This window comes from Alteromonas sp. RKMC-009 (genome assembly GCF_003584565.2).
Taxonomy (GTDB): Bacteria; Pseudomonadota; Gammaproteobacteria; order Enterobacterales; family Alteromonadaceae; genus Alteromonas.
Genome location: NZ_CP031010.1, coordinates 1,613,191 through 1,634,499, shown reverse-complemented (window position 1 = coordinate 1,634,499; position 21,309 = coordinate 1,613,191). Strand labels below are relative to the sequence as shown.

Annotated in this window: 17 protein-coding genes; 7 read left to right on the top strand and 10 right to left on the bottom strand. The window is 49.7% G+C overall.

The features are described from left to right. Positions 1-229 precede the first annotated feature (229 nt). From DS731_RS07125 to DS731_RS07115, 3 genes are read left to right on the top strand one after another with little or no spacing between them, the layout of a single operon-like run. Positions 230-2,152: a PrkA family serine protein kinase gene (locus tag DS731_RS07125; RefSeq protein WP_119500670.1), complete on the top strand. Its 1,923-nt coding sequence runs from the start codon at positions 230-232 to the stop codon at positions 2,150-2,152. Between the two features lie 60 nt (positions 2,153-2,212). After that, positions 2,213-3,502 carry a YeaH/YhbH family protein gene (locus DS731_RS07120; protein WP_119500669.1) on the top strand — a complete coding sequence of 430 codons (1,290 nt, stop codon included), beginning with the start codon at positions 2,213-2,215 and terminating at the stop codon, positions 3,500-3,502. A gap of 1 nt (position 3,503) precedes the next feature. Beyond that, positions 3,504-5,024 (top strand): SpoVR family protein, encoded by a 1,521-nt coding sequence (locus DS731_RS07115; protein WP_119500668.1) that lies wholly within the window; start codon positions 3,504-3,506, stop codon positions 5,022-5,024. 66 nt (positions 5,025-5,090) lie between these two features. On the opposite strand, the gene DS731_RS07110 is transcribed toward DS731_RS07115, so the two are convergent. The 4 genes from DS731_RS07110 to prmB all read right to left on the bottom strand — a co-directional run bounded on the left by DS731_RS07110 (position 5,091) and on the right by prmB (position 9,859). Next, positions 5,091-6,425, bottom strand: a complete 1,335-nt coding sequence (locus DS731_RS07110) for a serine hydrolase domain-containing protein (RefSeq protein WP_119500667.1) — start codon at positions 6,423-6,425, stop codon at positions 5,091-5,093. A 171-nt stretch (positions 6,426-6,596) separates the two neighbouring features. Continuing rightward, positions 6,597-7,772: an MFS transporter gene (locus tag DS731_RS07105; protein WP_119500666.1), complete on the bottom strand. Its 1,176-nt coding sequence runs from the start codon at positions 7,770-7,772 to the stop codon at positions 6,597-6,599. Positions 7,773-7,811: 39 nt separating this feature from the next. After that, positions 7,812-8,915 (bottom strand): chorismate synthase, encoded by a 1,104-nt coding sequence (aroC, locus tag DS731_RS07100; protein WP_119500665.1) that lies wholly within the window; start codon positions 8,913-8,915, stop codon positions 7,812-7,814. Between the two features lie 5 nt (positions 8,916-8,920). Further along, entirely contained in the window at positions 8,921-9,859 is a 939-nt protein-coding gene (prmB, locus tag DS731_RS07095; protein ID WP_119500664.1) for a 50S ribosomal protein L3 N(5)-glutamine methyltransferase, read from the bottom strand. A gap of 124 nt (positions 9,860-9,983) precedes the next feature. On the opposite strand from prmB, the gene smrB reads away from it, so the two are divergent. Next, entirely contained in the window at positions 9,984-10,550 is a 567-nt protein-coding gene (gene smrB / locus DS731_RS07090) for an endonuclease SmrB (RefSeq protein ID WP_232373506.1), read from the top strand. 4 nt (positions 10,551-10,554) lie between these two features. On the opposite strand, the gene DS731_RS07085 is transcribed toward smrB, so the two are convergent. From DS731_RS07085 to DS731_RS07070, 4 genes are all read right to left on the bottom strand, one after another. Beyond that, positions 10,555-10,668 carry a DUF3149 domain-containing protein gene (locus DS731_RS07085; RefSeq protein ID WP_442858453.1) on the bottom strand — a complete coding sequence of 38 codons (114 nt, stop codon included), beginning with the start codon at positions 10,666-10,668 and terminating at the stop codon, positions 10,555-10,557. A gap of 395 nt (positions 10,669-11,063) precedes the next feature. Continuing rightward, positions 11,064-11,657, bottom strand: coding sequence for a transglycosylase SLT domain-containing protein (locus DS731_RS07080; protein WP_181013666.1), 594 nt, complete (start codon positions 11,655-11,657; stop codon positions 11,064-11,066). Between the two features lie 160 nt (positions 11,658-11,817). Then, positions 11,818-13,416 (bottom strand): glutamate--cysteine ligase, encoded by a 1,599-nt coding sequence (gene gshA / locus DS731_RS07075; RefSeq protein WP_442858442.1) that lies wholly within the window; start codon positions 13,414-13,416, stop codon positions 11,818-11,820. Positions 13,417-13,482: 66 nt separating this feature from the next. After that, positions 13,483-16,314 (bottom strand): M16 family metallopeptidase, encoded by a 2,832-nt coding sequence (locus DS731_RS07070; protein WP_119500662.1) that lies wholly within the window; start codon positions 16,312-16,314, stop codon positions 13,483-13,485. Between the two features lie 200 nt (positions 16,315-16,514). Between DS731_RS07070 and DS731_RS07065 the strand changes: the two genes are divergently transcribed. Genes DS731_RS07065 through DS731_RS07055 form a run of 3 tightly spaced genes read left to right on the top strand, consistent with a single transcriptional unit; the run spans position 16,515 to position 18,782 of the window. Further along, a complete protein-coding gene (locus tag DS731_RS07065; RefSeq protein WP_161599115.1) occupies positions 16,515-17,159 on the top strand; it encodes an Hpt domain-containing protein in 645 nt (214 codons plus the stop codon). Beyond that, entirely contained in the window at positions 17,152-17,862 is a 711-nt protein-coding gene (locus DS731_RS07060) for a TIGR01621 family pseudouridine synthase (protein ID WP_232373504.1), read from the top strand. Before DS731_RS07065 ends, DS731_RS07060 begins: the two co-directional genes overlap by 8 nt. Beyond that, positions 17,862-18,782 (top strand): ketopantoate reductase family protein, encoded by a 921-nt coding sequence (locus tag DS731_RS07055; protein WP_119500659.1) that lies wholly within the window; start codon positions 17,862-17,864, stop codon positions 18,780-18,782. Before DS731_RS07060 ends, DS731_RS07055 begins: the two co-directional genes overlap by 1 nt. On the opposite strand, the gene DS731_RS07050 is transcribed toward DS731_RS07055, so the two are convergent. Both DS731_RS07050 and lysS read right to left on the bottom strand, forming a co-directional pair. Beyond that, a complete protein-coding gene (locus DS731_RS07050; RefSeq protein WP_119500658.1) occupies positions 18,779-19,621 on the bottom strand; it encodes a formate/nitrite transporter family protein in 843 nt (280 codons plus the stop codon). The two genes, DS731_RS07055 and DS731_RS07050, sit on opposite strands and share 4 nt — an antisense overlap. A gap of 140 nt (positions 19,622-19,761) precedes the next feature. After that, the gene (lysS, locus tag DS731_RS07045; protein WP_119500657.1) at positions 19,762-21,303 is read right to left on the bottom strand and encodes a lysine--tRNA ligase; all 1,542 of its coding nucleotides are present in this window, start codon (positions 21,301-21,303) and stop codon (positions 19,762-19,764) included. Between the last annotated feature and the right edge of the window lie 6 nt (positions 21,304-21,309).

Genomic DNA, 21,309 nt, shown 5'->3' with positions numbered 1-21,309 from the left:
TGAGCGAAAGCTGAATCTAAAGAAAAAACCCGCAATCGCTTGCGGGTTTTTTGTTACACAAATTTAACGTCAACTGACTGGCATAAAAGACAAAATCTATTCGAAAAGGTTCATTCTTTTATTAGACTAATTATTGAGCGTTTATTACCAAATATCCTGAAAATTTCCTTTTAAAGTTGCCAAAGAGGACTAAGCTGTAAAGACGGGAATCCGTTTTTTGGGGAAATCTATGGGTATTTTCGAGCATTACCAGCAACGTTACGAAGAGCGCCAACAAGAAGAATTCACCATCCAGGAATTTCTGGATATCTGTAAAAGCGACCCGACAGCCTATGCGAACTCCGCAGAAAGGTTGTTACAGGCAATAGGCGAGCCTGAAATGGTCGACACCTCTACTGACCCGGCACTCAGCCGCATTTTTTCGAACAGGGTCATTGCACGCTATCCGGCCTTCCATGAGTTTTACGGTATGGAAGAAGCGATAGAGCAAATTGTCTCTTATCTGAAGCATGCTGCTCAGGGCCTGGAAGAAAAGAAACAAATCTTATATCTGCTTGGTCCCGTCGGGGGCGGTAAATCCTCTCTTGCTGAACGGCTTAAAGAGCTGATGCAAAAAGTACCGATTTACATGCTCAAGGGCTCACCGACCAACGACCATCCGTTTTCACTGTTCGACCTTGCCGAAGATGGCAATATTCTGGAAAAAGAATACGGCATTCCAAAACGCTATCTCAAAACCATTATGTCACCCTGGGCCCGTAAGCGGTTGCATGAATTTGGTGGCGATATTTCTAAATTCAAAGTAGTGCGGGTTTATCCGTCTGTGCTCGATCAGGTGGGTATTGCTAAAACAGAACCCGGTGACGAAAACAATCAGGATATCTCATCACTGGTGGGCAAAGTGGATATCCGCCGTCTGGAACAATTCGCACAGAACGACCCGGACGCTTACAGCTATTCCGGTTCACTGTGTAAGGCTAACCAGGGCCTGATGGAATTCGTTGAAATGTTTAAAGCGCCAATTAAGGTGCTGCACCCGCTACTGACGGCCACACAAGAAGGCAACTATAACCCGACTGAAGGGTTTTCTGCCCTGCCCTTTGACGGCCTGATCCTTGCTCACTCCAACGAATCCGAGTGGCAGTCTTTCCGCAATAACAAGAACAACGAGGCATTTCTCGACCGCGTATACATTGTAAAAGTGCCCTACTGTTTACGGGTATCAGAAGAGATGCGGATATACCGCAAGCTGCTCGATAGCAGTGAGCTCAGCGGTGCGCCCTGTGCTCCGGACACGCTGGAGTGTCTGGCACAGTTCACAGTATTGTCCCGTCTTAAAGAGCCTGAAAACTCCAGTGTCTACTCTAAAATGCGGGTTTACGATGGTGAAAGCCTGAAAGATACCGATCCGAAAGCTAAGTCTTATCAGGAATACCGTGATTACGCCGGCGTAGATGAAGGTATGGAAGGGCTCTCTACCCGTTTCGCCTTTAAGATTTTATCCCGTGTGTTCAATTTCGACCATCAGGAAGTGGCAGCAAACCCGGTACACCTGTTCTATGTGCTTGAGCGGCAAATTGAGCGTGAGCAGTTCCCTCAGGATACGGCGGACAGATACCGCGAATATCTGAAGGGCTATCTTATTCCCCGCTATGTGGAATTCATCGGCAAAGAAATTCAGACAGCCTATCTGGAGTCCTATTCTGAATACGGCCAGAACCTGTTTGACCGTTATGTCACTTATGCTGACTTCTGGATTCAGGATCAGGAATACCGCGATCCGGAAACCGGTCAACTGTTTGACCGCAGCTCACTGAATGCCGAACTGGAAAAAACAGAAAAGCCGGCGGGTATCAGTAACCCTAAGGATTTCCGCAACGAAATTGTCAACTTTGTGTTGCGGGCCCGTGCTAATAACGGGGGCAAAAATCCAGCCTGGACGAGCTATGAAAAACTACGCACTGTGATTGAGAAGAAAATGTTCTCCAACACAGAAGACTTATTGCCAGTGATTTCTTTTAACACTAAAGGCTCCACTGAAGATAAGAAAAAACATGATGACTTCGTTAACCGTATGGTGGAGAAAGGCTATACCTCCAAACAAGTCAGATTGCTGTGCGAATGGTATCTGCGGGTACGCAAAGCGTCCTGATTTGTCGCTTCAGGCAAACCAGACTCACGCATTGTTGTTGCAACCAAATAGTAGGTATCTATGGCGCATTTTATCGACCGAAGATTAAACAGTAAGGGAAAGAGCACGGTAAACCGTCAACGCTTTTTACGCCGCTACAAGCAGCAAATAAAGCGGGCGGTATCCGATGCGGTCGGCCAGCGTTCAGTCACCGATTTGGAGACCGGCGAGCAGATCAGTATTCCCGCTCGTGACATCAAAGAGCCGGTATTTCATACCGGCCAGGGCGGCCAGCGCACCATCGTTCACCCCGGCAACGATCAGTTCACGGCCGGGGACAAAATTGAACGTCCTCCCGGCGGGGGCGGCGGACAAGGACAGGGCGAAGGTGATGCCAGTGACAGTGGCGAAGGCCAGGACGAATTTGTATTCTCAATTTCCAAAGATGAATACCTTGATTTGTTATTTGACGATCTCGCCCTTCCCAACCTCAAAAAAAATCAATTTGATAAGGTGGTACAGTACGAAACCTACCGTGCCGGCTATCAGACTGATGGTGTCCCCAGTAACCTCGACATTGTCCGTTCGCTGAAAGGGTCAGTTGCAAGGCGTATCGCGCTGACCGGCAGTGACCGGAAGAAAATCCGCGAGAAAGAAGCACAACTTGAAGCCATGAAAGCTGACAAGCATGACAATGCGCTGGCCATCATGGAGCTTGAAAAAGAAATATCAGCGTTGAAACAAAAAATTGCCAGAGTGCCATTTATTGATACGTTTGATTTACGCTTCAAAAACTATGACCGGCGCCCGGTGCCCACCAGCAAAGCGGTAATGTTTTGCCTGATGGATGTATCCGGCTCAATGGATCAGGCAACCAAGGATATGGCAAAACGGTTTTACATTTTGCTGTACCTGTTTCTTACCCGTACCTATGAGAACGTTGAAGTGGTGTACATCCGTCATCACACTCAGGCTAAAGAAGTCGACGAACAGGAGTTTTTCTACTCACAGGAAACCGGCGGTACCATTGTGTCCAGCGCGCTGAAGCTTATGGATGAAATCATCAAAGAGCGGTATACAGAGAGCGACTGGAATATCTATGCTGCACAGGCATCGGATGGTGATAACTGGGCCGATGATTCGCCGCAATGCAAACAAATACTCATGAAGGAGTTGCTACCGGCAACCCGCTATTTTGCTTATATCGAAATAACAGAGCGGCAACATCAGAGCCTGTGGCGGGAATACCAGCAGGTCGAGAACAGTTGCGATAATTTTGTCTGTAAACACATTCAAAGTGTCAGCGATATTTTCCCTGTATTCCGCGAACTCTTTAAAAAGTCGGAACAGGAAGCAGCCCCGGGAGGATAGTATGGCAAAAACGACGAAGCGGGCTAAGACCCCTTTGAGTGACGGTCCGGACTGGACTTTCGATATGCTAGAGCAGTACGAAAGCCACATCGATCGCATCGCCAAAAATTTCAAACTGGATACTTACCCGAATCAAATTGAAGTTATTACTGCTGAGCAAATGATGGATGCCTATGCCAGTATTGGTATGCCCATTAATTATGCACACTGGTCTTTTGGCAAAAAATTCATTCAAACCGAGCAAAATTATCGTCGCGGCCAGATGGGACTGGCCTACGAAATTGTTATCAATTCCGACCCGTGCATTGCGTATTTGATGGAAGAAAACACCATCACCATGCAGGCACTGGTCATGGCCCATGCCTGTTATGGTCATAACTCCTTTTTTAAAGGCAACTATCTGTTCCAGACGTGGACGGATGCCAGCTCTATTATCGATTATCTGGTGTTTGCCAAAAACTACATCGCCAAATGCGAGCAACGCTATGGCACCGATGAAGTAGAGAGTATTCTGGACTCCTGCCACGCCCTGATGAATTACGGTGTAGACAGGTACAAACGCCCGCAAAAAATATCCATGCAGGAAGAACAGGCCAGACAGGAGCAGCGGGAGAAATATCTGCAATCTCAGGTAAATGAACTGTGGCGTACCCTGCCCGATGCTAACGCCAGTGAAAAACCGAAACAAAAGCGTTTTCCGTCAGAACCTCAGGAAAACCTGCTTTATTTTATAGAGAAAAATGCCCCCCTGCTTGAGCCCTGGCAGCGGGAACTGGTGAGAATTGTCCGAAAAGTCTCCCAGTATTTTTATCCGCAAAAACAGACTCAGGTAATGAACGAAGGCTGGGCTTGCTTCTGGCACTATCATATTCTGAATCAGATGTACGATGAAGGACTGGTCACTGACCGCTTTATGATGGAATTTCTGCACAGCCACAGCGGCGTGGTGATGCAGCCTGAATATAACAGTCCTTACTATTCCGGTATTAACCCTTATGCCCTGGGTTTCAATATGTTCATGGACATCAAACGTGTGTGCCAGAACCCCACGGCGGAGGATAAATACTACTTACCGGATGTTGCAGGAAAAGACTGGCTTGAAACTGTGCATTTTGCCATGCATAACTTCAAAGATGAGAGTTTCATCAGCCAGTTTTTGTCTCCCAAGCTCATACGGGACTTTAAGCTGTTCGCCATTGAAGATGATGCGCGCGATAATTTTGTCAGTGTCAGCGCCATTCACGATGAGCAGGGATATTTAAAGATCCGTGAGAAATTGTCCGCCCAGTACAACCTGAGTAACCTGGAACCCAATATTCAGGTATACAACGTAGATGTCCGGGGCGACCGCTCCCTGACGCTGCGGTACATTCCGCAACGGGGTATTCCGCTGGCAGAATCGAAAGAGGAAGTCATGCGGCATTTATTCCGCCTGTGGAAATTTGATGTATTTTTAGAACAGGACGGACCGGAAGGCGCTGAGGTGATTGCCAGCTGCACCCGCCCGGCTAACGCCGCCTGATGAGCACCAGCAGCAGGCTGATGAATGTCTGCCTGCTGCACTTAATCTGCAGATACCCGGCGAACCTTACTCTCTGACGAATGGATATTTCCCGCCCCCCTGCAATAAGTCAAAGGCGGGCTTCTCATTTTCTTTACCGGATGATTTGAACATCATCACAATACCGGCAGGCTCAAACTGAAACTCCGTTGGCGAAAACGCTGTCAGCGGAAAGGCATTCTGGCCTGTGGCTTGCGCCATTAATATCCCGTCTTTGACCGTCAGCGTGATTTTAAGAGGAATAGCATCCGAGCTGTATGTGCCTTCATAGCCGGACAGTTGCGACTCACTTAGCGTCACAGGTTCTTTTGAAAAATCCGGTAACTCATAGGGCAGTCCGAAGTAAATACTCAGCACCGCAACACTGATCTCATTCAGGGTGTAGTTCACGCCGTTTGCAGTTAAGGCAAACGCTACGTTCCCCATCTCAAAATAGCCGGACTGGGAAGCAAAGCCGTCAATGCTGCCATTATGGCCCCACAAAGTTCTTTCGTAGAAAGGAAACGGAAACAAGCCGTGACCCAATCCTTTCTGCACCCTCTTCATCATAGCCAGTGATGACGATGATACTAATTTGCCTTCAAACAATGCCGTCAGGAACGTCGCTACGTCTGTGGGCGTGGAAATAACTGCACCGGCACCATGGGGCACACTCATGTTGGTTTCGGTAGCCGGCTGCCAGCCACCGTCATAGTAATACGAATTAGCCTGCCCCTGCTCAACGTCAATGGCATCACCGTATGCCGTACGCTTTAATCCCGCCTTTTTCACAATACGGCTTTGCAGCTGGCTGGCATAGCTGTCGTTTCCGAGCTCTTCAATGATGTACCCCAGCAAAACATAACCAGTATTGGAATAACGTGTGTCTGTACCAGGCGGGAAATCAGCTTCCAGCGCTTCAAATACAGACAGCATCTCAGCCTTACTCCGGGGAGATGTCATGTATGTGCGGTATGCCGGTAAATTTGTGAAATTGTGCAGGCCGCTGCGATGACTCAGCAACATGCCGATAGTGATAGCACCGGCATTTTTAATATCAGGAAAGAATGTGGAGAGGGGTGTATCAAGGCTCAGTTTTTCTTCTTCAATTAATTGAAAAATCATCACTGCGGTAAACACTTTGGTGATCGAGCCCACGCGATACTGCGTATCCGCTCCGGCTTTACGGCCAGAGGCGACATCAGCAAAGCCAATGGAGCGTTGATAAACCGGCTCACCGCCATCAACAATCGCCACACTCAGCATCGCCTTGTCTTCTTTTTCCAGTAACGCGAAGTATTTGTCCAGTTTTGCACTGTCAAAATCCTGTGCACAAACGCCCCACGCTGCGAAAGCCAGCAGTAAAACAAAAAACCTTTTCATATGCACTCCCTTGCCAGAAAATACGGCGATGATCAGAGTCAGAATGACACAAATTTCACCGCCAGGTGCAATCTACACTGAGGGATTTACAGACTTATTTCAACCTGTATGGCTATTTTAAATGCAACAAATTGTCATCAACGGGGATAGTGGCAAAAAAGCACAGGAACGCTAGGATGCGCCCTGTGTATTAATTGTCGGACGATGGCAGAACAGCAAGCAAACAGCCCCCAGAAACGCCGCTCCGGCCGCAAAGGCAAAGGTTTCATAAGCATGAACACCCTGGTCCCACAACTGACCTGCCACATAGTTGCCCAGCGCTCCGCCCATACCGAAAGCAATACTGACGTACAGGGCCTGACCGCGACTCTGGAAACGGGACGGAAAAAAGTGCGTGATAAAGTGCATAGCAGTAACATGCGCCAGGCCAAAGCTGAGCGCATGAATAAGCTGACTTATCACCACAACCACGCCATGCTCTGCCCACGCCGCCAGTGCGTACCATCTGCCTGCTGTTAACACCATACACCACAATAACAATTGCCACACACCCACTCTGGCAATCAGTCTGCGGGCGATAAGGAAAATGCCGATTTCAGCCACAACGCCAATGGCGATGAGCATACCGGTTTGCTGACCGCTGTAATCGAGATCCCGCATGTACAAAGCGAAGAACCCGTAATAAGCGCCAAAACTTACCTGCAATAGAGCGGCGGAGGCTAGAAATAACAAAAAGGTTCTGTTGCGGGCAATTTGCCACAGCGTACCGGTTTCTTCATCCTTAGACGGCACTTTGTCCGGCTGACGAATAAACAGAGAAGCCAGAAACAACCCGGTCAGCACAAATAAACTGGCATACACCGGCGCTTCTGAGGAAAAGATATCCAGCGCTTTTCCTGTGGACACTGTAAGTACTATAAAACCGATACTGCCCCACAGGCGAACCTGGCCATAACTTATCCTGGTGGGTTTTACCGACTGAATGGTGATCACCTCAAGTTGAGGCAACACCGCCGTCCAGAACATCATCATTAATCCGAAGGCCAGCGTGAGGCCCCAGAAACTGCTAAACCAGAATACAGATGTAAAACACACCACAGACAACAGGCAACCGAGGCGGACAACATTTACCGCTTTACCGGTTTTGTCTGCCACACTGGCCCACAGAGACGGACCGACAATTCGGGATAAAGTAATCACTGCCCACAATTCGCCGATGTCTGACGAGGTAAACCCGCGGCCATCAAGAAAAATGCCTAAATAGGGTGTGAGTACACCAAGCTGACCAAAATACAACCAGTAGGTAACAGCTAGCAGAATGATATTGGTGCGCGAATGAGCATTCATAACACGCACCACAGATTGGAATTGTTCAAAGAGAGGCGCTTATTTCGCAGAGTTGCCCGGAATGACAGGTGTGCCGGACATGATACCGGCATTCTGTGCGCGGTGGCGCAGCACGTGATCCATTAACACAATCGCCAGCATTGCTTCAGCAATGGGCACAGCACGGATACCTACGCACGGGTCATGACGACCTTTCGTCACGATATCGATTTCGTTGCCGTCCACATCAATGGTTTTACCGGGCACTGAAATACTGGACGTTGGCTTAAGCGCCATGTGCACAACCAGATCCTGGCCACTGGAAATACCACCCAGCACACCACCGGCGTGGTTGCTGCTGAAGCCGTCCGGTGTCAGTGTATCGCGGTGCTCACTGCCCTTCTGTTCAATCACACCGAAACCATCGCCAATCTCAACGCCTTTCACCGCGTTAATGCCCATCATGGCACTGGCAATGTCAGCATCGAGGCGGTCGAAAACCGGCTCACCCAATCCGACAGGCATTCCCGTCGCCACTACCGAGACTTTCGCACCGATAGAGTCGCCTGATTTTTTCAGGTCACGCATGTACTGGTCTAATTCGTCCAGCTTACTTTCGTCAGGACAGAAAAACGGATTGGTATTCGTCACGCTGTGATCAACGGTCTCTACTTTGACCGGTCCAAGCTGGGAAAGATAGCCATGAATTTCGATGCCGCAACTTTCTTTCAGGAATTTCTTGGCAATACCGCCTGCCGCAACACGAATAGCCGTTTCACGGGCAGAAGAGCGGCCACCACCACGGTAATCCCGCATGCCGTATTTTTGATGATAGGTGTAATCCGCATGACCGGGACGGAAACGGTCTTTGATATTGGAATAGTCACCACTGCGCTGATCGGTATTTTGGATCAACAGGCCAATGCTGGTACCGGTGGTTTTACCTTCAAACACACCCGATAAAATTTGTACCTCATCACCTTCCCGGCGGGCGGTGGTGTAACGGGAAGTGCCGGGTTTTCTGCGATCTAAATCTACTTGCAGATCGGCTTCTGAGATTTCCAGTCCCGGAGGACAGCCATCAACCACGCCACCTATTGCAATCCCGTGGCTTTCACCGAATGTGGTGACAGTGAATAATTTTCCAAAGCTATTACCAGACATCTGTATTAACTTTCCTTCCCGTTAAGATATGAAACCAAAGACGCACGGGAGACGGCAAAAATACCGTGTCCGCCGTGTTGAAGTGCTACCCATTCCACGTTTAACCCGGCAAAACGTTCAGCCATATGCACCTGACTGTTGCCGACTTCCACCAGCATCCAGCCATTTTCTTTTAAATACACCGGTGCCTGCTTCAGCATCTGCTCAACCAGATCCAGACCATCTTCTCCTGCCGCCAGGGCTAATTCAGGCTCATGCTGATATTCGTCCGGCAAATCATTCATGTCTTCTTCATCGACATAAGGCGGGTTCGACACGATTAAGTCGTACCGCTGGCCTTCCAGACTGGTAAATAAGTCTGAATGAATAGGGAAAACACGGTCGCCTAACTGATGTTCCTGAATATTGAAATCTGCCACTTCCAGGGCGTCGTGGGAAATATCCACGGCATCCACCTGGGCTTCAGGAAATGTATGGGCCAGCGCAATAGCAATACAACCCCCACCTGTGCACATGTCCAGAATACTGGCCGGCTCAGATGACAGATAAGCGGAAAAGCGATCTTTGATCAATTCGGCAAACGGTGAACGGGGGATCAACACTCTTTCGTCAACGTAAAATGGCATGTCGCAGAACCATGCCTCACGGGTAATATACGGCAATGGCATGCGTGTTTGTACCCGCTTTAAGACTAAATCTGCAACTTTCTCTTTTTCTGAAGTGGTAAGACGGGCTGAAAATAAGCCGTCACCGGTTTGCGATGTAATATCCTGAGGCAGATGCAATGCATGCATCACAAGGCAAACAGCTTCATCCCAGCTGTTATCAGTGCCATGCCCGTAGTACAGGTGCGCATCGTTAAAACGGCTCACAGACCATCTCACCATGTCCAGCATGGTGTGCAGTTCACGGATGGCTTCGTCTAAATAAATCTTATCGGTCATGGAGTGTGGTACATCGCCAGAAATAAAGCTGGTATCATACCGAAACTCGCAATGACACCCAACACAAATTGCGCGATAACAGACGTGCAGATGAACACAGGCTAAAACAGACAGGAGAAAATGGTTGGCTGATCAGTGGAAACCGGAAGACGACGACAATGACATGTCATTATTCCGGGAAGCGGTAAGTGGTATAAAGCCGCTGTCACAGGACAAAATTGTGCATAAACGCCGTCATGTGCCGGCGAAGCGACTGCATTCCGCCACCCGCCCGGACAGCCGTCAGCAAAAGCTGCTGGATGCCAGTTTTGCGTTTTCAGATGTCTATCAGGCCAGCCTGCCCCATCAGGGTCCCATGCGGTATTGCCGCGAAAATGAACCGACACACAGTTTGAAGCGATTACGGCGGGGAGATTTCTATCCTGAGCTTGTACTGGATTTACACGGTCTGAACCGCGAAAACGTAAAACTGGAATTATCCGCACTCATTTACACCGCGCGCAAGGAGCTTATTGATTGTGTAGCCATTGTGCATGGCATCGGTTCCGGCGTACTAAAAAACGCCTTGCCTCACTACCTGGTTCAACACCCCCATGTCAAAGCGTTTCACCAGGCTCCCCTGGAGTATGGCGGGCAAGGCGCGTTACTGGTGCTTATCGAAACCCTTGATCCGGGCCTCAGTAAACAATAACAAACTATTTATCCGGTCCCGCGCTGTTGTGCATAAACAGCCATGTGTAATAACACATCATCAAAACAACAATAAAAATACCCAGAAGTGAACCCCATACTACAGGGTCTTTAAGCATGGTCAGCCACATCAGATTACTCCCTAACATTGATAACTTTTTACAGTGCTAGTGTGCATGGCTGCGGCAGGTAAATCTGTGATCTGAATCAATGGGAACAGTCGATGCAAATAAGACCCGTGATGCAGATCAAAAAGAGGCTTTTAAAAAAATAGGATTTAATTCACAAAACGCTATTGCAAATCATTATCATTTACACTATATTGTTCCTGCCTGTTCGACGTTGGGTGATTAACGGTCTTGGCTTAGCGTCGATTGTAGGCAGGTGTGTGGTGCGCCTGCCTACTTCTTTTCTCTCTCAGTAAACTTCGTATTGAATCCTTCGTAAGGAAAAAACTGCCGCGTCCGGTACTTTCACACCAATAATGCCAGCCCTTTACGCAATCACATCATCATTATGTGAACAGTTTCCAAAACCAGCTTTTCTGCAAGTCTTCTTCGCAGGTTTTTAACTGGGTAGCATAACGCAATGAGCGTGCTTTAACCGTACCAGCCACCTTTTTCAGCCAGGGCTTACTGTTGTAGGTACGACGTTTATACCCGCCCCACCCTTCATGGTAATTCAGGTACTGGGCATAACCGTCCCACTTTGATACACCATTAATTTTGTACGACTTGGAAATAAACCAGCCCATGAAATCCATGGCGTCATCAAAATCATCCCGGTCCGCCCAGCTGTTGCCGGTTTCGTTGACATAGTCAGACCAGGTAACCGTTTTCGCCTGAGAATATCCGTAAGCGGAACTGACCCGGCCCCATGGAATAAGACCAAAAAATACATAATCTTTTGGTGGCAGTGCATCATGCCGGAATGAGCTTTCCTGATACATGATTGCCATGGGAACATGGATTGGCACGCCCCATTTATCGCGGGCATCAGCGGCCGCATCATACCAGTCTTCTTTCTCGTAGAAGATTTCGCAAATGTTACTGGTGTCCTGCGGAGGCGACGTGGCACAACCGGTAATACCACTTAAAAGCAGTACAATTCCGGCACCTGCAAAAAATCGTTGTGAATTGTTGAACTTTCTCACTGCCCGCTGTCTTAATAAGTGTTCTGGTAATAAATGTGTGTGTTTCCCTGGAACATTCTTATGCCTGGCCCCCTTGCCAGGCATTTTTTTATCCCCGGCAAGGTCAATTCAGGCTTCAGCTGTCCCGTGTAGCCATCGGTTCTGCGAAATAACCGGCAATAAAATCTGCAAAAGGTACTTCATCCGTCGCCTCAACAGCGTGCTGCGCAGCCAGTGAATCAGCGGCCATTTTTTCAAATGTTTTCAAATCATAGTGCAGATATTCATAGCCTTTAAATGCTTCCGCGTACTGTCTGGCCAGATTAAGCCCCAGTACACCGTTATCCATATCATTTTCAAGCAACGTTGCCAGAATTTTACTGGATGGCGTTTCATCAGCATTAAGTACTTTTTGCCACTCAGCTTTGACAGCATCGCTGTATGCCGATGTTCCGTTGGCGTTATCAAGCACTTTTGCGGTTTGCTCAAATACAGCAAACAGCCCTTCACACCATTCGCGAAATGCAACACTGCCGTCTTTGTTTTCCAGCATCAGGTCAGGATTACGTCCTTCAAGGACCACTTTATCCATATTCTCCCGGCAAACGGTGAGCTCCTCTGCCGTCATTTCAGGGCTGTCTGTCAGCAGGCATGAAAGCATGAAGACATCGAGGAAATCCATCTGGCCTTTGTCAATGCCCACAGGCGAGAAAGGATTCACGTCCAGTACCCGCACTTCCACATAGTTAACGCCGCGGCGCACAAGGGCATCGGTAGGTTTTTCCATGGAGCGCGTGGGCTGCTTGGGACGAATAGGCGAATACAGTTCATTTTCTATCTGCAGAATATTCTTAGATAACTGCTGAAAATGCCCGCCCTCTCCGGCGGCAAACTGGCCAAACCGTGAGGACGGCGTGTACATGGCACTACGAAGCTTTTCCACATAGGTATCGATGTGGTTATAGCAAATTTGTAAAGCTGACTGCTCTGAGTTGGTGTAACCCAGATCGCTCATACGCAAAGAGGTCGCATAAGGCAGATAAACCGTGCCTTTACCGACTTTTTCAAAATTCAGCGTCGTCGGCTTCCCTTTCAGGAAGGACTGACACAGCGCCGGCGATGCCCCGTACAGATACGGCAGTAACCAGCAAAAACGGCGGTAATTACGGATCAGCGAGAAATAATCAGCAGAAACCTGATCCTGAGAGTATTCTACACCGTTCAGTTCTGCCCACGCCTGCCAGAATGTATCCGGCAATGAAAAGTTAAAATGCACACCGGAAATCGCCTGCATCATACTGCCATAGCGATTTTTAAGTCCCATACGGTACACGCGCTTCATTTGTGCAACGTTAGATTCACCGTAATAAGCCAGCTGAATTTTATTTTCATCATCAATGAAACACGGCATGCTCATGGGCCACAACATTTCGCCGTTCATATTTTCACTGGCGAATTTGTGGATATCCCTTAACTGGGTTTCTGTTACCTGACTGTCTGCCACCGGCGGCGTAATAAATTCCAGCAAGGCTTCAGAAAAGTCGGTAGTGATACACTCGTGGGTCAGTGCCGAACCCAGAGCCTGAGGATGGGCTGTTTCCGCCAGCCGGCCATTGGACTGTATACGGAGGCCTTCACGTTCGACGCCATGTTTAATGTCTTTTAGTGCACTTGAAAACGCAGTCGCGTTCATCGCCGCAAGGCGACGGGAGAAAGTTGGCTCTGATGAGGTCAATGTATTCATCCATAGAGGAGGGTCAGCACCACGATGTGGGGCGTAACCCTCAAATTTCAATAAAAATTAATTCAGTGACAGCGGGACAACGGGCAAATCCAGTGTAGCAAGCTGTGGCGCCAGTGCCTCAGCATCCCCTACCACAATAATTTGCATCTCGTCCAAATTCAATTCCCGCTGCGCCACAGCATTCAACCTGTCCGTTGTCATATTCCTGATAAGGCTGGTCTGGGTTTCACGGTAATCATCTGCCAGATCGTAGGCCAGCAGTTGACGCAGAAATGCTACCTTGCTGCTCGGTGTTTCGTATTCCAGCGCATCGCTGAGCGTAAAGGCGTTCTGCATGAAGCGGAGTTCTTCTTCCGTCATGCCCTGCTCTCTGTACAGCTTAATTTCCTTCATCATTTCTTTGATGGAGTCAGCGGTATTCACCGCCGTCACATTTGCATGGGCTTCAAACCAGCCTAAGGTTTTACCGCCAATGAAAGACGTGGACGCGCCGTAGGTGTATCCCTTATCTTCCCGCAAATTAAGGTTAATACGGCTGTTAAATGCTCCGCCCAGCGGGAAATTCATCAGTCGTGCTAAAAAGTAATCGCCGGTTGCATCAAAGGTCAGCGCCCGTTTCACCAGATATACCACCGACTGTACGGCCTGAGGATTATCTACCACGAAGATCTGCGTTTTATCATACTCAGGAAAGTCGCTGAACACAGGAATGGTGTAGTCCGCAGGCTGCCACGTTGACAGGAAAGATAAAGCAGAAGCCATCTGGACCTGAGTTAAATCACTGACTGCCACAATGGTGGCATGGGACGGCGTGTAATACTTGCTGTAGAAGTCTTTGATGTCGGCCAGTTCGATATTAGCCAGTGTTTCAAGGGTACCGGAAGCCGGCAGGCTTACCCGGTTTTCTTCTCCGTATAACACTTTTTCTTTTGCACGGTTTGCCAGGTAATCCGGATTACGCATACTTTGCTGCAGACTCTGCGCCATGCGGGCTTTCAGCCGGTTGAAATCTTCTTCATTGAATGCAGGATGAAACAGCTTTTCCTGCACCAGTGCCATGGTTTCATCCAGATACTTTGTCAGCGACGATACTGACACCTGGGTGTAACGGCCTGACGCGCTGAAGCTCACCGAACTGCCCAGTTTCGCCAGTTCATTTGATAACGCTTCGTTGGAATAATTTTCCGTTGATTCATTCATCATCGCAGCCGTGAGATAAGCCAGACCGGCCTTATCCTGCGGGTCGAGCAGCATGCCGCCTTCCAGATTCAGCGTCAGTGTCACCGTTGGCGTTTCAGCGCTGGTTACACCAAGCATATCGATACCCGGCGCTAATTTAGTTTTCCAGAATTCAGGCACATGCACCGTCGGCGCAGGACCCGCTTCCGGAACCACTGTCCGGTCAAACGAATCTTTAATTTCCGCCGTCACCACGTCACCGGCAGACTCGTCAGGTCCGGGAATATCACGGGGCGGAAGCGTGAAGTTTTGCGGGGCAGCCGCCATTTCCGGATGCCCCTGAGGTACCACAGACACGGTCACAGCATGCTTGCCTTTAATGTACTGACGGTAAACCCGCATAACATCTTCTGCTGTCACGTTACGGTAACGGTCAAGATCAGCCTGAACCAGGTCAGGTTGGCCGTAAAAGGTTTCCCCGCCGGACAGGGCACTGACTTTACCCGATACACTTTGCAGACCGAAAATGGTTGATGCTTCAATCCCGCCTTTGGTGCGCTGAAGATCATCTTCATTAACGCCGCGGGTTTCAAACTCTGTCAGTGTCTCATCAACCAGCGTCTTCAGCGTAGCAAGCTTTTCTACCTTCTGCGGATTCGCCAGTGCCAGTAACTGAAACTCGCAGGCCAGTTCACGACAGGGGTGAGAAACACCCGCCTGAACCGCAACGCCTTCTTTCACCAGGTTTTTATAGAACAGCGATGTTTTACCGCCGCCGAGAATGTCAGCGAGTACATCAAGAGGCGCTTCATCAGGGTGCCTGGCGTAAACCGTAGGAAACGTGATTTGCAGTAAAGGCAGATGCACTTTGTCTTCTACCGTCACGTACCGGTCTTCCTTCAGGGTTACCGGCTGTGGCTCAGGATCTGCCACCTCAGGACCACGGGGCACCGGGCCAAAATACTTTTCCACCCACGCTCTGGTCTGCGCGACATCTATGTCGCCACCAATGGTCAGCACGGCATTGTTAGGACCATACCAGCGCTTAAAGAAGGCTTTCAGATCGTTTACATCAACCCGGTCGAGATCTTCCACATAACCGATGGTGGACCAGGAATAAGGATGGCCTGCCGGATACAGGGCTTCACCATTTTTCTCAGACCGCAATCCGTAAGGTTGATTATCCACCCGCTGCGCCCGCTCATTTTTCACGGTATCGCGCTGGTTCTCAAACTTGGTCTGATTTACCGCCGGCAGCAAAAAGCCCATGCGGTCGGCTTCAAGCCACAGTACTTTTTCAAGCTGATTAGCCGGTACACTTTCAAAGTAATTGGTCCGGTCTGTATTGGTGGTTCCGTTCAGGGTTCCGCCGGCTTCAGTGATGATCCTGAAGTGTTCTTCATCAGCAACATGCTCTGAGCCCTGGAACATCATATGTTCGAAGAAATGGGCAAAGCCGGACTTACCGACATCTTCCCGCGCACTGCCTACGTGATACGTCACATCCACGTGTACCAGTGGATCAGAATGGTCCTCATGCAAAATAACGGTCAGGCCGTTATCCAGCGTATATTTTTCGTAGGGGATATGGACTTGCTGCTCCTGCACCGCAACGGTTGTCTGCTCAGCAGGCTTCTGAGACTGACATCCGCTTAATGACACTGCAACGCTCGCACACACTAAAACTTTTGTGGCCAGAGATAACGCCATCAGGCTTCCTTTTTTCATTGTAAGTTCGTCACTGTTAAGACAATCCGTCTTAAACAGGTCTGCCCCGTTGTGCCGGAACAGAATACAGATTGTTACTGAGACTACCAGAATTTGGCTCAGAAAGCCCAGGTCTCCTTAACCCCTTTGTATCAATTTATTTATTAATGAAATACACTGGTGTAAACACCTGGAGAGACTGTATGGATTCTGCCGAAAAGATAATCAATCTCGAATTTGGCCTTTCTCAGTTAAGTGGGAATAAAACGCTGTTTCTGCGACTTTTGCAAAAGTTTGCCGACGAATACCAGCACGCCTCAGATAAACTTCAAACTTTACTCGATAACTGTGACTGGCAGGAAGCCAGAGTGTATATTCATACCATCAAAGGGGTATCGAGTAATCTGGGGATTAACCAGCTTCACCTGACCTGTAAAGAAACAGAAAACGAGCTTAAAGCGCAGGAAACGGTGCCGGCTTCCCTCCCTGCCCTCAAGCAAACAGTGGTTGTTACCCTGGACGCTATCGCAACATTACAGGCTAATCCGGCCTTGCTTGACGACCTGCAAGCCGCAGAAGCCGCTATGAATGCGCCGGCAGCCGGTCAACAGGACAGTGAGCCTGCTGTAGCCACCACCGGTACCGCTGAATCCCCGGCTTCTGCTCCGCAAACCGGTCAGGCGCCTGCTGCCTTTATTCAGGCGCTGGAACAAAGTGAATTTATTGCACAGGATCAGCTGGACAGCTGGCTGGCCGCCACCACGCCGGATCCGGCATTACAGCAAACCCTGCGTGATGCCATTGACGAACTTGATTACGATACCGCACTGAACCTGATCCGTGGATAGCCCCGCTACCTCTGTCGGGATGTGTTTTGAACATCCCGACTTCTATGTCATTCATAAACCCGTCGGCATGCCTATGCACGATGACGCGCTGGGCGTGATACATGCTGTCCGGGCACTCACCGGTGAACAGCAACTTTACTTATGTCACCGTCTCGATACTGTAACTTCGGGCTGTCTGTTGATCGCCCGCAATGCTTCTGCAGCCGCACAGTTAAGCGGGCTGTTTGCCGGTCGTGACATACAAAAATATTATCTGGCCATCCTGTCGGGAAAACCGGCGAAGAAACAGGGCACCATAGCCGGTGATATGAAAAACCGGCGCCGTGGACAGCATGTGCTGATGAAAACCCGCGAAAATCCGGCTGTCACCCAGTTCTTCAGTTATCACCGTGCTGAAACCGGACGCATTGCGCTGGTTAAACCGCTTACCGGGAAAACCCATCAGATACGAGTTGCCATGAAAAGTCTGGGTGCGCCTATTCTGGGTGACACGTTATATGGCGGCCAAGAGGCTGACCGTGTCTATCTGCACGCGTGGCAATTACACTTTTGCTATAACGGTGAGGATTTCAGCATCACCTGTACGCCTGAGGAAGGCTCGCGCTTTGTCTCTGAGGCATTTTCCGGCTGGCTTGCGGAACAGCCGGACAACCGGTCACTGCCCTGGCCATCTTTCACCCTGCCGGAAATAAAGAGCCGGTAATGTCAGTCAGGCTCTGTGTTATAGGCAGCGGCGCTGTAGGTTCACTCTTTGCTGCAAAGGCACTGGAAGCCGGCTTTGATGTCACCCGTGCAGTGAGACAGCCCCGCTCTGGTGCGCAACAGACCACCGTTAAGACGGTGACATTGCAAAATGACAGCACGGTTTCCTTGCCTGACACCATCATTACTTCGGACAGCCCGGTGGATATTCTGTTCGATCTGATTGTTATTCCTGTGAAGGTTTATCAACTGAAAGAAGCGTTGATACAGTGGTCTCACGTTTTTACGAATAATACGCCGGCCTTGCTGCTGCAAAACGGTATGGGGGGAGATGAGATCTTTCGTTCTGTTTTGCCTTCTGTAAGACTTTATCAGGCAACCACCAGCCACGGCGCTCTGCGTCAGCAGAACGCTGTGCGCCATACCGGTTTTGGTGAAACGCTGGCAGGCCCGGCAACAGGACAAAACAGGAATGACAGTGCGGATGAAAAAGTGTTTCGAATCCTCGGGCAGGCATTTCCGCCGGTAACACGCTGCGACAATATTGCTCTCGCTCTCTGGCAGAAGCTGTCTGTCAATCTGGTGATTAATCCGCTCACGGCACTGCATAACATCCGCAACGGGCAACTTACAGAGCCGGCATATGACGCAGTGATTTCATCGTTATGTCGCGAAACCAGCTTGGTCATGGAGGCTTGCGGTTACAAGGAAAGTGCAGACTTTCTGAAAAACCGTGTATTGCGGGTTGCCGGGGCCACGGCAGCCAACTACTCCAGTATGCACCAGGACGCTGCTCATGGCCGTCCGCTGGAAACCGGTGCGATTACCGGATACCTGTTACAGAAAGCTGCAGCGCATCACATCCCGGTTCCCGCTCATCAGTCTTTGTTTGATGCACTGACAGACCGTTTTCCGGCTTAATCGATTTCATGGGCGACCTGCCCGTGAGCCAGCATGGCAAATAACCCTGTCCCACCGGCAATATTCCCCAGCAGCGTAGCAAAAATCAGTGAGCAGAGTTGATATAGTGTGACTTCCCCCTGCATCGCAAGCAGGAACAATTCCGTAGACCCGGCAATCACGTGGGTGAAATTCCCCATAGCAATGAGATAAGTAAACATAACGATGACGAAGAAAGCGGCACTCTGCACCGACGGTTTCATCCAGACAATACCGGCGATAATGAAGCCTGAAATGACCCCGTAGGAAAAGGCCTGCCCGAATTCCAGCTCCACATAATGTCTTGAAATAGCGTTCATCCCCTCAATGTATTCCACCGGCACGGTATGTAACTGATACATTAACGTCGCGGCCAGTAGAGTACCCGCCATGTTGGCGGCAAACACGATAGCCCACAACCTTGCGGTACAGCCAAGCATGGTGAGAGAGCGGTGGTTAAGCAGCGGTAAAATGACAGTGAGAGTATTTTCAGTAAACAGTTGCAGCCGGCCCATGATCACAAGGACAAAGCCCACGGTATACCCGAAGTTCTCCAGCGCAAACTGATAGTCTGAACCTTCAAACACCGTATGCAGAATGCCCTCTGCAAGTACTGAGGTTGATATGCCAATGCCGGCGGCCACGCCGGACCACCACAGCGACATACCCGGCCGCTCAAGCTCTTCAAGCCCCTCACGGTGAATCACCGCATACAGAGAAACTGAGCTCAGACTCTGGTGATCACGCACATCCTGCTCTTCTTCCTTCGTAAGCGGCGAGTCAACATGACGCTCGTCTTCGTTTTTCTCTTTCCCTGTCATATCCGGCTCCTGCAAAAGTGTTCTTAAATACGCCTTGTTACGAGTGATACGACAGGCCGGAGTAAAGCGATTGAATCAAAGACATAAAAAAACGGTATGGGCTTTCGCGCATACCGTTTTTTAGCAAGCAGAATAGAGATTTATTCCTGTACTTCCGGCTTCATGTGCGGGAACAGGATAACGTCTTTGATTGTCGGGCTGTCAGTGAACAACATAGCCAGACGGTCGATACCGATCCCCTGACCCGCTGTTGGCGGCAGACCATATTCCAGTGCACGGATGTAATCTTCATCGAAGTGCATGGCTTCATCATCCCCGGCATCTTTTTCTTCAACCTGCTTACGGAAACGGGCTTCCTGATCTTCAGGATCGTTAAGTTCGCTGAAACCGTTAGCCAGTTCACGGCCGCCTACGAAGAACTCGAAGCGATCTGTGATGAACGGGTTATCGTCGTTACGACGGGCCAGCGGAGACACTTCCCACGGATACTCAGTGATGAAGGTGGGCTGGATGAGTTTCTCTTCAGCTGTCGCTTCAAAGATTTCACACAGGTACTTACCTGCACCCCAGATCCCGTCTACTTCAGGCTCTTTAATGTGCAGCTGTTTCGCCATGGCTTTCATTTCATCAAGGTGCGCTTCCGGGTCGCGGATAGCAGCCTCGTTGGCTTCTGGCCAGTATTTCAGGATAGCCTCGCCCATGCTCAGACGATCGAAAGGCTTACCGAAATCATAGCGGGTTTCAGACGTCACTTCGCCTTCGCTGTCACGGGTAGTATTAACCAGTTCTGTCGTGCCAAGAATGTCCTGAGCCAGCTTGCGCAGCATGTCTTCAGTCAGGTTCATCAGGTCATTGTAATCAGAGTACGCCATGTAGAATTCCAGCATGGTGAACTCAGGATTGTGACGGGTCGACAAACCTTCATTACGGAAGTTACGGTTGATTTCGAATACCCGCTCGAAGCCACCCACAACCAGACGCTTCAGGTACAGTTCCGGTGCGATACGCAGGTACATGTCGATGTCCAGCGCATTGTGGTGAGTCACGAAAGGCTTGGCCGTTGCACCGCCGGGAATGACCTGCAGCATTGGCGTTTCCACTTCCATAAAATCACGCTCGGTCAGGTACTGACGGATGCCGTTAATCAGGGCACTGCGGATTTTGAAGTTGCGGCGGGTATGTTCACTGGTGATCAGATCCACATAACGCTGACGGTATTTGGTTTCCTGATCGCTCAGACCATGGAATTTCTCTGGCAGCGGACGCAGTGATTTGGTCAGCAGTTGCCAGTTTTCCATGTTCACGTACAGGTCACCTTTACCTGACTTGTGCAGGTCGCCGGCTACACCGATGATGTCACCGATGTCCAGACTACCGAATTTCGCTTTAATTTCTTTTTGTGTTTCTTTGTCGGCGTAAGCCTGAATACGACCGGTCATATCCTGCAGCAGCAGAAACGGACCGCGCTTGGCCATAATACGGCCGGCAACGGAAACCTTATTGCCCTGTTCCGCCAGCGCTTCTTTATCCACTTCACCGAACTGCGCCTGCAGTTCCTCAGCGTAGTTTTCGCGGCGGAAGTCGTTAGGGAAACCATTGGCACGGCAGTTTTCCCGAATCGCGCTCAATTTAGCCCGGCGCTCGGCAATGAGTTTATTTTCGTCGAGTTGTTGGTCGGTCATAACCTG